Below are 12,636 nucleotides of genomic sequence, written 5' to 3'. Positions count from 1 at the left end.
GGCTAGGTTGGCGTGAGGCGTCGAGCTGGCGCCCTCGTCTTCAGCGCCCGCGCGTGGCGCGGGCCCGTCGTTCATGGCTCAATAATAGATCGGCCCGACGCTGCCGCCGCCGGCGACGACAGCGTCGCCGTTGATCGCGACGCTCCTCGGCGAGGCGAGGAACGCGACGACCCACGCGACCTCGCGGGAGTCGACGATCCGGCCGATGCTCACCGAGGCGGCGAGGTCCTTCTCGGGCTCGGGCCGGGTGCGCTCGGTGCGCGTCGCGCCGGGGTGCACGACGGTGACGTTGATCCCCTTCGGGCCGAGCTCGTCCGCGAGGTTCTTCGTGATCGCCGCCACGCCGACGTTGCGCAGGGTGGCGACCGGGCGGCCGGCCTTGCGCACGGCCAGCCCGCCGATGTTGATGATGCGGCCCCAGCCGTTCGCGATGAGGTGCGGCGCGACGGCGCGCGCGGTCCGCAGGTAGCCCACGACCTTGATGTTGATGTCCTCGATCACCTGCGCGTCGACGATCTGGTCGAGGCGCGTCGCGGTCGAGATCCCGCCCGGCACGGCCGCGTTGTTGACGAGGATATCCACGCCGCCCAGCGCGGCGACCGCGCGCTCGACGAGCGCGTTGACCGAGGTCTCGTTGCCGGTGTCGACGACCAGCGGGACGACGCGGCGGCCCGTCTCCGCCGAGAGCTCCGCGGCGGTCGCCTCCAGCTTGTCCTTGCCGCGCGCGGCGATCACGACGTCGGCGCCTTCCCGCGCGAGCTCCCGCGCGATCGCCTTGCCGATACCGCGGCTGCCGCCGGTGACGATGGCCCGCTTGCCGGTGAGTTCGAGATCCACGATCAGCTCCTTCCATCGGCAGACACGAGGTCGTGTGTCTTCTCGCGCCGAGGGAGCCGCGCGTGAGCACGTTTCATTCCACCCGGTGCTTGCCCCGTGTTCGCAGAGAGAATGGGCGCGCGCCGGCACGCCGGGCGGCGTGTCTGCTTCGCAGGCAGCAGCCTGCTGGCGACGTGCTGCGGGCGGAGCAGCTCGCCCATCGCCGAGGCGCGCGGAGCGCGCGAGGGCGCCCTGCGCGAGCCCGCCGAGGCGGCGCAGGCAGCCGCTCGGCGCGGCGGCGAGCCGTCCGAGAGGGCGCGGGTCACCGCGACCGGAGCCGGTCGACCACCGCGAGCACGCCCGCCGCGATCGCCAGGATCGGCGCGAAGATCACGCCGCCGAACCACGCCAGCGCGTAGACGACGCCGAGCAACGGATCGCCCCCACCGTCGGGCGGGGGCGTGCCGCTCAGCACGGACACATGCTCGCGCAAGCCGAGCATGTGACACGCAGCGAAGGCCGCGATGAGCATCGCGGCGCCGAGGGCCAGCTGTCGGCTCACGGGGCACCTCCCGCGCCGGCGATCCGCTCCCAGAGCGGGCCGAAGCTCAGCGCGTAGAGCAACGCCGCGTCGCCGACCTGGTTGCTCGCGGCGTACCGCAGCCGGTCCCCCTCGCGGATCGGGAACGCCGCGAGGTCGAGCGAGGTGAGCAGTCCCCCGAGGTACGGCGCGTCGCCGAAGGCCGAGGCGCCGAGCAGCGCGAGGCCGCTCGAGCCGGCGCTCGCCCCGACGAGCGGCACGATCGGGCCCGAGTCCACGTCCTCCGGGCCGGCCCACGAGCGGGGCCACTCGCGCGCCCAGCCGAAGCCGAGGAGCTCCGCCCCGAGCTCGCGGCGCGCCCGCGCGTACTGATCGCGCGCGAAATCAGGGTCGATCAGGAGCAGCGCGTGCGCGACCAGCCAGAGGGACGACCCCTCCGGGCCGTCCAGGATCCTGCCGTCGTGGGTGTAGCTCGACACGAGCAGCCCCGTCTTCGGGTCCAGGAGCCGGGCGCGCGCCGCCGCGAGCCAGCGGCGGCCGAGATCGAGGCCGCGGCGCTCGCCGTGCAGCGCGTCGGCCATGCGCATCGCGGAGAGGGCGAGCGTGTTGCAGAAGGTCCAGCACTCGTCGGGGTAGCTCTCGGCCGACAGCACGGGGCTCCGTTCCATGCGGGACCGCATCTCGGCGACGCGCGCGTCGAGCTCGGCCTCGTGATCGGCGCGGCGCGCGACCAGGGCGCGCGCGCCCAGCATGAGCGCGATCTCGCCGTCCACGAAGAGGCTGCGCGCAGGCTGCTGCACGAACGGCCGCCGCGTGGCGTACGGCATCATGAAGTGCAGCATCCCCCGCTCGCGCTCGATCGCGAGGGTCTCGTCGACGATCCGGTCGATGACGGCGAGGTGGCGCGCCTGGGCGCCCGGATCCCGCAGCGCGGCGTTGGCCAGGCCGAGGACGAGGAAGGTCCGTCCCATGAAGTCCCACTCGGCGTTCGCGGCCCGCATCCGCGCGAGCGCCGCGTCCTGCGCGACGCTGTCCTCCTCCCAGAGCGAGAGCTGATGCGCGAGCAGCGCCTGGCCACGCGGCGAGAGCGCGCCCGAGGCGCGGTGCTCGCCCGGCTCGCTCCGGAAGAAGAGGTGGAGGCACGGAAGCCATACAGCCGTGGCGACCAGCAGCGACAGCGCGGCGGCGCCGAGCCGGCGCAGGCGGCCCGCCGCCGCGGGGCGAGCCACGACGCCGGCGGTGGAGGAGAGGTCGGTCATGGGACGGAGCGTGGCGCGGCGCCGTGGCCGGGCTGCGCGCGAGATGTGGCGGATCGGAGGAGGCTCCGGGGATCTTCTCACCGGATGGCCAATCTCGTACATGAGTGAGCGCGAAGATCGGGTCGACGAAGCGTCGGACCACTCCTGCGACGACGCCGACGTCCACCTCGCCTCCCGTTCGCGGTGCGACAAGGACGCCACATCATCCCATCCGACCTTCACCTACGCGAACATGCCGCGGGGTCGACGGTTGTCCTACCGCGTGACCGGATCACGCAAACGAGGAGCCGATCGCCAAAGCATCACACACAGGCGCTTGAGCGTCTGATATCCCAAGCGTGAGGGAGCATACATGACGAATCACGCTGGATTCACGATCAACTTCAGGGCCACCGCGGGGTCGCTGGTCCTTGGGTTCGCGCTGCTCGCGGGAGGCTGCGCGGAGGAGGCCGCGACCGACGAGGCGACGAGGGCGTCGAGCGACCGCCTCGCCGCGGGCACGAGCAGGGCGCACGCGCATGCGGAGAAGCACGGGTCCTGGAGCGCGCGCCGCCGGTGGCAATCACGGGGCGTGGGCGGCGGGGGCGCCCTCTATTCGCCGTCCATCAACCCGCACGACGGCCGCGAAATCTTCATGGCCAGCGACATGAAGGGCGTCTATCACACGAGGGATTTCGGCAGGAGCTGGACGACCCTGCATTTTCACAAGCTCCAGGGCGGCGTCCTCTCACAGTTCCGCTTCACCGCCGATCCTGACGTCCTCTATGGCGTGAGCTACAGGCTGTCCACGAACGGCATCCAGGACGTGGCCACGCTGGCCAAGAGCACCGACCGGGGGGCCACGTGGGACGCCGAGATCACGACGCCCGGGCGGCCTGGAGACGGCCACTACCTGTTCGTCGACCGGCGGGGCACGCGGCGGCTGCTCTTCTCGGATTCCACGGAGCTCTACTTCTCGCGCGACGGCGGCCGCACCTTCCGCTCGGTTCACGCGACGACCTGGCCGGGAGGGCTCCTGGTCGGCGGCGTTTACTGGGATGGGCGCGACATCTATGTCGGCACGAGCGACGGACTGCTCGTCTCGCACGACAACGGAGGCACCTTCGCCGTCGACACGTCGATCGGCGGCATACCGGCGGGCGAGAAGATCGTCTCGTTCGCCGGCTCCGGGCACGGCAAGAGGACGACCTTCCTCGCGGTCACGTTCTCCGCGATGGACAGCGAAGGCAACGCCCTCGTCACCGCGGACACGACCGGCGGGGAGGTGGACGCGTACGCCGGCCTCTACCGGCTGAAGCGCGGCGGGACGCGCTGGGAAGCCGCGACGTCCGGGCTCGGGCCGAGCGACAAGCTCGCCTTCGTGGCGATGCCCGACGACGACGCCCGCGTCGCGTACGTCGCCGGCGGCGATCGCGACAAGCTCTCACCCATCGTCCTCCGCACGGTGAACGGCGGAGAGACCTGGCAGCACGTGTTCCGCACCGAGCACAACGCCAACATCGACACCGGATGGAGCGGGTTCGAAGGAGACATGGACTGGGAGTTCGGCGAGTACGCGCTCGGCCTCTCGGTGTCGCCCACGAACCCCGACCGCGTGGCCCTCACGGATCTCGGCTTCGTCCACGTCAGCGAGGATGGGGGCAGGACCTTTCAGCAGGCCTACGTGAAACCAGCGGACGAGAACCCGAGGGGAGCAGACACGCCCCAATCCGGCGTCTACCGCACGAGCGGCGTCGAGCAGACGTCGGGCTGGTGGCTGACGTTCTACGACGAGTACACGATGTTCGCGTCGCTCACGGACATCCGCAGCGCCTTCAGCGAGGATGGCGGCGCGTCCTGGTCGCGCGACGGCGCGAACGGCCTGTCCCTGAACACCACCTATCACGTGGTCCGGCACCCGTACACGGGGGCGCTCTACGCCGCGACCGGGAGCGTGCATGACATCTACCAGAGCCCCTACCTGCGCGACGCGCGCCTCGACGGCACGCCGAGCCGGCCGGCCAGAGGGGGGATCATGGTGTCCACCGACAAGGGCGCCACATGGTCGCTCGTCGCCGATCTCGGCCGTCCCGTCGTCTGGCTGGCGCTCGATCCGAGCGATCCGGACCAGCTCTACGCGAGCGCGGTCAACAGCCTGACGGGGGGGATCCATCACCTCGATCTGAGCGCGCCGGGGGCGGCGCCCGCCGCGCTCCCCGCCCCGCCGCGCACGCAGGGTCACCCCTACAACGTCCATGTGCTGAAGGACGGGAGCATCGTGGCCACCTACTCTGGCCATCAGCCCGGCAACACCCGGACGTTCACCGACCGGTCCGGCGTGTTCCTCCTCCAGCCTGGGGCTTCGGCGTGGGAGGACCGCTCCTCGCCCGAGATGCGCTACTGGACCAAGGACATCGTCATCGATCCGAACGACACGACCGAGAGCACCTGGTACACCTCGGTCTTCAGCCACGACGAGCGCTTCTACGGGGGGCTGTACCGGACCAGGGATCGCGGCGCGACATGGCAGCGCATCAGCGACCGATACCGCGTCGAGTCGTGCGCCATCGACCCGAGAAACCCGGACCGTATGTACATGACGACGCAGCGGGACGGGCTCTGGCTCACCGAGAACCTCAACGACGAGACACCGACCTTCGTGCTGGACGAGGGCTATCCATTCCACCAGCCGATGCGGGTGTTCTGGAACCCGTACCGCTCCGAGGAGGCGTGGACGGTCAGCTTCGGCGGGGGCATGCGCTCCATGATCGACCGCTGATCGCGCTCGACCACCGAGGACGCCGCCCGGCGGACGTCATCCCGGCGCTCGACGAGGCGCCCACGAGCTCGTCCGCCGGAGGCCCCCCGTTGCTCAACGCTTGGCGTCCCGGCGGAAGAGCCTCCGCATGACGGCGCGGGTCATGGCGAGGAGGTTGTCGCTGGTGAAGCGGAACCAGAAGCCGGCGTAGCAGCCGTTCGTGCGGAAGCCGGGGTTGGCCGCGGCGTAGCGCCGCGCGGCCGGGCGCTCGAAGTAGCGCGGCGGATACCGGCTCACCGTCTCCTCGGTCATGAAGATGTTGACGCGGACGAGGCCGGTCTCGTCGTCGACGTGGTAGTCGCTCTCCCTGGCGAGCCTGAAGAACGCCTCCCGCACCGCCTCGTCCTCCGCGGCGCCCCGGCGCTTCGGATCGAAGAGCTCGTAGCGCGCGAGCGCCTCGGTGATGGAGACGAACCCGAAGAGGCTGGCGATCGAGAGCCGGTAGAGGCGGGTCCGCGGCGCGCGGCGCTTCGTCTCGAGCAAGAACAGGAGGCCCGAGACGAGGTGCAGCCCGCGGGTCCGGAAGTCCGGCGAGATCCTGAGCTTCCCGCCGACGATGGCCCGGCTGTGGGGCAAGGCGAGCGGCGCGGTCTTCCAGAACTGGAAGCCGACGATCGCTCCCGTGTCGGCGCGGCGGAAGACGTGGACGACCTCGTTGGTCCTCGCGTGGACGCAGAAGTGCCCGAAGTCCTCGGCCATGAGCGCGTTCGAGAGGGCGTGGAGCTCGCGCAGACGCGGCTCGGTGAAGTCGCGCCGCTCGACGGTCTCGAGGCGGACGGCTGGACGCAGCGGGGAAAGTCGTAGAAGGAGGTTCAACATGGAGGGCTCCGAAGGGTCCGGGACGATCCGTATCCGCGGCCGGTGAACGACGCTCTCAGGGAGCGCGCCCCTCGGCTCGGTAACCCATGTACTTCAGGAAGCCGCGCGCCGCCTGGGTCCAGTTCTTCGGCCGGCCGGCGTAGACGTGCTCGATGCCGTGGCGGGCCACGCGGTCGCCGAAGTCGAGCCACGAGGCGCCGCCCGAGACCAGGTAAGCCGCGCCGAAGACGTGGGAGATGAGCAGGTTGAGCGCCGCCCACGCGCTGCTCTGGTACGCCACGTCCTTGCAGCCCCAGAGGTACTGCAAGGCGACGCCGTCGCGGTTGATCGCGCGGTCGCGGCACCGCGCCGCGGCCCTGACCACGATCTCGGGGATACGTCTTTTCTTCCCAGACCTTGAACGCCCAGGCTGCCGATATCAAGCCGAATGCAGCCTCTTGTGTGCAGGGCGCAAGACGTCCATCGCCTGAAGCTCAATCCCTCATCTCCCGTTTTCATCGAATCCCCAGTTGGCACGAACGGGAAACAACACCCATAAACGCCACGAGACCTTTGCCCTCGACGCCTGTCGCCGGCTCGCGACCCGCACGCGGGCAGCTCTCCCGACGAAACGCTCATGAACTCTCTTACTTGCCCACGAAGGCACACATACCACTTTTGGATTCGCAGTATGACGCGAAGACACCGAAAGGTCTTACCATGACGACACATCTCACCACGCTCTTGGTGCTCGTTGGAGCGACGGTCCCGCTCGGCGTGGCCGCGTTCGCTTGCAGCTCGGCCGATCGGGACGAGAGGGCAGAGCACGTCGCCTCCGCCGAGGACGAACTGCCCCGCCGCGCGCGATTCAGCAACTTCGACGCCACCATAGAACGAAATACGCGCAATTTGCTCCATCAGGGACAGGAGATCTTCCGATTCGACACCTTCGGCGACGAGGAGTTCTGGGGCGGCAAGCTCCGGTTGCACCAGAGCATCGCCAACGTGACGCCGGCGCAGGCGCTGGGGCTCGGGCTGAAGGTGGACGCGGACGCGCTCCCGTCGCGGCTCCGAGAAAAGATCGCGCGCGGCCAGGTCAACCTCGACGATCCCGCCGTCACCTCGAGCCTCTTGCAGCTCGATGCGATCCTCGGGGTGACGGGCTTCTTCGACGCCAGCGGCAACCTGATCTCTATCGGGCTCCAGTGCGCGCTCTGTCACTCCACGGTCAACGACTCCGTGCGTCCAGGCATCGGCACGCGCCTCGACGGCTGGGCCAACCGCGACCTGGACGTCGGCGCCATCATCGCTACGGCCCCGACGCTCCAGCCGATCGTCGCTCTGCTGCCGAAGGCGCCCGAGGGCGTCGATGAGGAAGGCGTGAGGAAAGTTCTGCGCAGCTGGGGGCCGGGCAAGTACGACGCCCAGTTGCTCCTCGACGGGAAGGCGTTCCAGCCTGGCCCTGAGAAAAAGACCGCCGCGACCTTGCTCCCCAACGCGTTCGATATGGGCGGAGTCAACGAGCACACCTGGACGGGCAACTGGGGCTCGGTGCCCTATTGGAACGCGTACGTCGCCGTGACCCAGCTCCACGGGAAGGGCAATTTCTTCGATCCCAGGCTCAACGATAAAGACAAGTACCCGAACGCCGCCGCCACCGGGATCTGGAATGTGGTCGTGGATCCGAAGAAAGATCTCGTCACGTCGAAGCTCCCGGCGTTGCACTTCTATCAACTCGCGCTCCCGGCGCCGAAGCCGGAGCCCGGGGTCGATTTCGACGAGGAGGCCGCCGAGCGCGGCGCGAAGCTGTTCACCGGCGACGCGAAGTGCACCGGCTGCCACAACAAGCCGCTCTGGACCGATGCTGGCTGGAACCTCCACACGCCCGAGGAGATGAAAATCGACGCCTTCCAGGCGAACCGCGCGCCCGGCAACTCGTACAAGACGATGAACCTGGCCGCCCTCTTCGTCCGAGAGCTAGGGCTGTTCATGAAGCCGAAGAACAAGGGTCGCTTCTACCACGATGGCCGCTTCGAGACGCTGCTGGACGTCGTGCGCAGCTATAACGAGCGCTTCAATCTGAGGCTCGACTCCAGCCAGAAGCGTGACCTCGTGGAATACCTGAAGTCGCTCTAGTCAGACAGGCCGGGGTGGGTCGGCCTCGGCGGTGCGCGCCTCGAACGGCTGCACATCGTCTATTCCCCGTCCGCCCCGTACAGGGCGTGCAGCGCCCGCGTGGCCTCGTCCGCGGCGGCGTTCACCGGGTCAACAAGCGCCGCGTCCGCGCCGAACGTCGTGCGCAGCGGCCGCTGGCCGTGCGGCGTCTCCAGTAGCCTCAGCATCACGCCCGCGACCTCTTCCGGGGATGGCCCCTTCATGGTCCTGGCCATCTCGAGCGTGGCGCGCCCCACGCCGCCGAGCGCCCCGTACTCGGCGGCGCGCGCCGTGTCGTCGTCCAGCCACATGTTGTCGAAGATCTTCGTGTGGACCATTCCCGGCTCCAGGATCACGACGTCGATCCCGAACGACGCGAGCTCGCGCTTGTAGCCCTCGGCGATCATCTCCATCCCGGCCTTGGCAGCGCAGTAGAGCGTCGTGGTCGGTATGACGACGCGCCCGCCGACGCTGGATGTGAAGGCGAGCACCCCGGTCCTTCGCCGGCGCATGTGCGGCAGCACGGCGCGACAGACGCGCTGCGTCCCGACGACGTGGGTATCGAGGAGCCGTTGCAGCAGCTCGACGCTGCCGCACTCGGCCAGCCCCATCAGGCAGCCTCCCGCGTTGTTCAGGAGCACATCGATCTTCCCCGTCTTCTCCATGACCGTCGCGACCGCCGCGGCCACCGAGGCGTCGTCCGTCACGTCGAGCGCGACCGCCTCGATGGGGATCCCCGCGGTCGAAAGGCCCGCCACCTCGTCGCGCGCCGCTCGGTTCCTGCCGTCGGGATCGCGCATGCCCGCGAAGGCCACATACCCGTTCCTCGCGAGCGTCTCCGCCACGCTCCGGCCGATCCCCGTGCTCGCGCCCGTCACCAGCGCCACCCGCTTCGCCGTCATCGGTCGTCCCTCCTCGGGCGCCGAGGCCTCCCCGGCGCTCGTTGCCCCGTCCACGGTGATACACGACCCGGAGAAAATTGAAATTCTGGACGGAGGTGTACGTTACCTTCCAGTCAGAATTGAAATTCGAGCCGGAGCCGCCGGCGGTCGCCGCCGACACGCCCTACGCCACGGCAAACCCGGCGCAGGGCAGGTCCTGTGGCCGGGACGACGAGCCGAGCGGATCCGGCAGATCGAGAACAACGCCTTGAGCAAGCTCCGGATGCTGTCGCGGCGGCAGGCGCGCGAGGTGCCGCTGGAGGGCTTAGGGGCTGCCGAGAGCTGTGTCGCGCGGCGACGCGGCGGTGCTCCGCTGCACGAACAGCTTGAAAGAGAGCTCGTCGACGGGCGATGGTAGCGTCTCTTCACCCGAGGGACGCTCATGAAGGACATCCTCTCTGCTCGCCTGGACTCGCGTGCTTTCTCGGCCGACGCGGTCGAGCTCCACGACCTCACCGGGCGCGAGGTCATCTCGCAGCCGTTCGAGTTCCAGCTCCACGTCGTGTGCAAGAGCCCCGAGGGGCTCGACGAGGAGGCGCTCCTCGCCGAGCCCGCCGCGCTCGTGTTCCTGAGGGGCGACCGCGAGGAGCGGCGTCTCTTCGGCGTCATCTCCGTCGTGCGCGACGCGCTCCACACCGAGACGCTGCACATGGCGTACACGCTCACCTTCGTGCCCCGCGCCTTCCGGCTGACGCTCACCGAAACGTCGGAGATCTTCATGGATCTCTCGGTCCCGGAGATCATCAAGAAGAAGCTCGAGCGGGCCGGTCTCCACGAGGGCGACGACTTCGAGCTCCGCCTGGTCTCGACGTACCCGCCGCGCGAGTACGTCGTGCAGTACAAGGAGACCGACCTCCAGTTCGTCTCGCGCCTCGCCGAGCACCTCGGCATCTCGTTCTTCTTCGAGCACCGCGACGGCCGCGACGTCGTGGTCTTCTCCGACACGAACAGCGGCTTTCAGCCGGTCGCCGGCGACGGGCGCGCGCACTTCTACCCGCGCGGCGATTGCATCGGCGTCCACCGCCTGGAGGGCACGACGCGCACCGTCCCGAGCCGGTACGTGGTGAAGGACTATAACTACCGCACACCGCACGTGCCCTTGATGGCCGCGGCGACCGTCTCGCCCGCGTCGGGCGGCGACGTCGTCGAGTACGGCGCTCATTTCAAGACCCCCGACGAAGGCGAGCGCATCGCGGTCCTCCGCGCGGAGGAGCTGCGCGCCGGCCGCAGGGTGTTCGAGGGAGCCAGCGACGAGCAGGCCCTCGGCGCCGGGGCGAAGCTCACGCTCGAGGGACACCCGCGCGGCGACATCGAGTTGCTGCTCGTCGAGGTGCGCCACCGGCTCCAGCAGGCGACGCTCAACGCGGGCACGGGCGAGGAGCGCGCTTACGCCAACGAGTTCCGGGCGATCCCCTATGCGACCACGTACCGCCCGCCGCGCGTGACGCCGAAGCCGAAGGTGCACGGCGTCATCACCGGCGTCATCGACGCCGCGGAGAAAGGCCAGTACGCCGAGGTCGACGAGAGCGGCCGCTACCGCGTCCGCTTCCTGTTCGACACCAGCAGCGCCGAGGATGGCAAGGCATCGAGGCTCATCCGCATGGCCCAGCCCCATACCGGTGCGGGCTACGGGTTCCACTTCCCCCTGCGGAGCGGGGTGGAGGTGATCCTCACCTTCATCGACGGCGATCCAGACCGGCCCATCATCGCAGGCGCCGTGCCGAACCCCCGCACACCGAGCACCGTCGACGCGAAGAACGGGCGCAGGAACGTCATCCGGACCGGCGGCGGCAACGAGATCAACATCGACGACAACGAGGGCGAGGAGCGCATCAAGCTCTCGACGCCGTACGGCGGCGCGACCTTCCAGCTCGGATCCCCGAACACGCCGGAGTCCGGCGCGGCGCTCACCACGAAGGAGGCGATCACGGCGCTCGGCGCTGCCGGCGTCAGCACATTGACGTCGGTCGCCACGACCCTCACGGACATCGCGTCCGTCGTGGCCTCCTCGAGCATCACACAGTACGCAACTGCCGCGCAAGCGTTCTCAAAGGCGCTGACCGATGACAAGCATCATAAGATCGTGGACGACATCCTCGGCGTCGCGAAGACCGCGCTCGAACTACCGAAGAAATGGGACGCGATGCAGCAGGCGAAGGCGAACGAGGAGGTCGTCGTCGCGGAGGAGCACATGAAGAGGGTGCGCGCGGCGGCCCAGGCGAAGGCTCCTTACCCGGAGAATAACCCGCCGCCGAAGAAGGATCATTACGGGTTGCTCAGGGCCATGACGAAGGAAGAATGGGAGAAAGAGGCCCCCGAGTACGAGGCAGCGGTCGCAGCCACCAAACAACACGCTGACGCGAAGAAGAGAGCCGAGGATCTGGCGAAGAAGATCGCCGAAGAAGAACAGGGGCGAAGAAAAGCCGGGATCGTGCATGACATCGTATCGGGGACCAGCGGGGCCGCGAAGGCGCTCCGCGAGGGCAAGAAGGCCGGAGTCGAACTGCTGAGCGACGCCGCGAAGAAGGCCGGGAAGGCGATGGAAGTCGCGCAAGTCGGAATTGCGAACAGCATGATCGGCGCGGCCAACGGGATCGCCGCGGTCCCTCGCGTCTCGGCGGTCATACCTGGCATGGGCACCCCCTTCTTCCTCGGAGGCGGGGACAACTCAGCGGTGCTGATGGGCAAGGTCGACGCGTTCGTCGGCGGCGCCGCGTCCGCGACGCTCTCCTCCGCTGGCAACGCCATCGTCTCTGGCGGCGCGATCGCCATGCTGAAATCTTTGGGCAAAGTCTCCGTTGCAGGCGCCGCCGCGGCGCTCATCACTGGGAAGAAGGTCGACATCCTCGCGCTCGACAGTTATGTGTCCAAGACAGTGGGCACTTCCAAGACGCACAGCGGAGGTGCCATGCGAATCACGACAGCCTCCTCGCTCACCATAAGCGCAGTGGGCGGCGCTCAACTCAAGTCGAAGGCCACTCTTGACATACAAGCGACCGGAAACACGAGCATAAAAGCAGCGGGAGACCTCCAGGAAAAGGGGGCCAACATCCATCTCGCTGCCGCCGGCGACGCGAAGGTCCACGGGGGGAAATTCGCGGAAGTCATGGGCGGCGGATGGGGAATGAGCGCAAAGCCTGGCAACGTCATGGTCGGCTCAAAAACGGACGGCCTGTCAGTCAAGGGCGGGACTGTGTCGGTAAAGAACGGAGGTTCCCAGTGTGTCCTGGGGGCCAGCGCAGCCAAGCTGGTAAAAGGCGGGACCAGCGTCGCGTGCTCTTCTTCCAGGGTAACTATCCGTGGCGGCCGGATCGACCTCGGCTAGCAGAC

Annotated in this window: 9 protein-coding genes; 3 read left to right on the top strand and 6 right to left on the bottom strand. The window is 68.8% G+C overall.

Annotation, left to right across the window (positions count from 1 at the left end):
- Nucleotides 1–78: 78 nt before the first annotated feature.
- The 3 genes from WMF44_RS14220 to WMF44_RS14210 form a co-directional block, all read right to left on the bottom strand.
- Entirely contained in the window at nt 79–837 is a 759-nt protein-coding gene (locus WMF44_RS14220) for an SDR family NAD(P)-dependent oxidoreductase (RefSeq protein WP_012235241.1), read from the bottom strand.
- Between the two features lie 301 nt (nt 838–1,138).
- Complete coding sequence (locus tag WMF44_RS14215) at nt 1,139–1,378, bottom strand: hypothetical protein (protein WP_437299650.1); 240 nt, start codon at nt 1,376–1,378, stop codon at nt 1,139–1,141.
- The gene (locus WMF44_RS14210) at nt 1,375–2,616 is read right to left on the bottom strand and encodes a hypothetical protein (protein ID WP_437299649.1); all 1,242 of its coding nucleotides are present in this window, start codon (nt 2,614–2,616) and stop codon (nt 1,375–1,377) included. The genes WMF44_RS14215 and WMF44_RS14210 overlap by 4 nt, the downstream gene beginning before the upstream one ends.
- 352 nt (nt 2,617–2,968) lie before the next feature.
- Between WMF44_RS14210 and WMF44_RS14205 the strand changes: the two genes are divergently transcribed.
- The gene (locus tag WMF44_RS14205) at nt 2,969–5,374 is read left to right on the top strand and encodes a hypothetical protein (RefSeq protein ID WP_437299648.1); all 2,406 of its coding nucleotides are present in this window, start codon (nt 2,969–2,971) and stop codon (nt 5,372–5,374) included.
- Nucleotides 5,375–5,467: 93 nt separating this feature from the next.
- Here the strand turns inward: WMF44_RS14205 and WMF44_RS14200 are convergent, their stop codons facing one another.
- The gene (locus tag WMF44_RS14200) at nt 5,468–6,232 is read right to left on the bottom strand and encodes a hypothetical protein (protein WP_437299647.1); all 765 of its coding nucleotides are present in this window, start codon (nt 6,230–6,232) and stop codon (nt 5,468–5,470) included.
- Nucleotides 6,233–6,287: 55 nt separating this feature from the next.
- Nucleotides 6,288–6,596 (bottom strand): hypothetical protein, encoded by a 309-nt coding sequence (locus WMF44_RS14195; RefSeq protein WP_437299646.1) that lies wholly within the window; start codon nt 6,594–6,596, stop codon nt 6,288–6,290.
- Nucleotides 6,597–6,931: 335 nt separating this feature from the next.
- Here WMF44_RS14195 and WMF44_RS14190 point away from each other — a divergent pair, with 335 nt between their 5' ends.
- Nucleotides 6,932–8,347, top strand: a complete 1,416-nt coding sequence (locus tag WMF44_RS14190) for a hypothetical protein (protein WP_437299645.1) — start codon at nt 6,932–6,934, stop codon at nt 8,345–8,347.
- Between the two features lie 59 nt (nt 8,348–8,406).
- On the opposite strand, the gene WMF44_RS14185 is transcribed toward WMF44_RS14190, so the two are convergent.
- On the bottom strand, nt 8,407–9,267 hold the full coding sequence (locus WMF44_RS14185) for an SDR family NAD(P)-dependent oxidoreductase (RefSeq protein ID WP_437299644.1): 861 nt from the start codon (nt 9,265–9,267) through the stop codon (nt 8,407–8,409).
- A 421-nt stretch (nt 9,268–9,688) separates the two neighbouring features.
- Between WMF44_RS14185 and WMF44_RS14180 the strand changes: the two genes are divergently transcribed.
- Nucleotides 9,689–12,631 (top strand): type VI secretion system Vgr family protein, encoded by a 2,943-nt coding sequence (locus tag WMF44_RS14180; RefSeq protein WP_437299643.1) that lies wholly within the window; start codon nt 9,689–9,691, stop codon nt 12,629–12,631.
- Nucleotides 12,632–12,636: the final 5 nt, after the last annotated feature.

The sequence above is a fragment of the Sorangium sp. So ce426 genome, assembly GCF_051475585.1.
GTDB classification, from domain to species: Bacteria; Myxococcota_A; Polyangia; order Polyangiales; family Polyangiaceae; genus Sorangium; species Sorangium cellulosum_B.
The sequence above is the reverse complement of the archived record's forward strand: the minus strand, read 5'-3'. Positions and strand labels throughout refer to the sequence as shown.

Bases quoted from the DNA above. Each gene is read 5' to 3' on its own strand.
- WMF44_RS14200 (WP_437299647.1), bottom strand. From the start codon at position 6,232: ATGTTGAACCTCCTTCTACGACTTTCCCCGCTGCGTCCAGCCGTCCGC.
- WMF44_RS14185 (WP_437299644.1), bottom strand. From the start codon at position 9,267: ATGACGGCGAAGCGGGTGGCGCTGGTGACGGGCGCGAGCACGGGGATC.
- WMF44_RS14180 (WP_437299643.1), top strand. From the start codon at position 9,689: ATGAAGGACATCCTCTCTGCTCGCCTGGACTCGCGTGCTTTCTCGGCC.
- WMF44_RS14210 (WP_437299649.1), bottom strand. From the start codon at position 2,616: ATGACCGACCTCTCCTCCACCGCCGGCGTCGTGGCTCGCCCCGCGGCG.
- WMF44_RS14205 (WP_437299648.1), top strand. From the start codon at position 2,969: ATGACGAATCACGCTGGATTCACGATCAACTTCAGGGCCACCGCGGGG.
- WMF44_RS14190 (WP_437299645.1), top strand. From the start codon at position 6,932: ATGACGACACATCTCACCACGCTCTTGGTGCTCGTTGGAGCGACGGTC.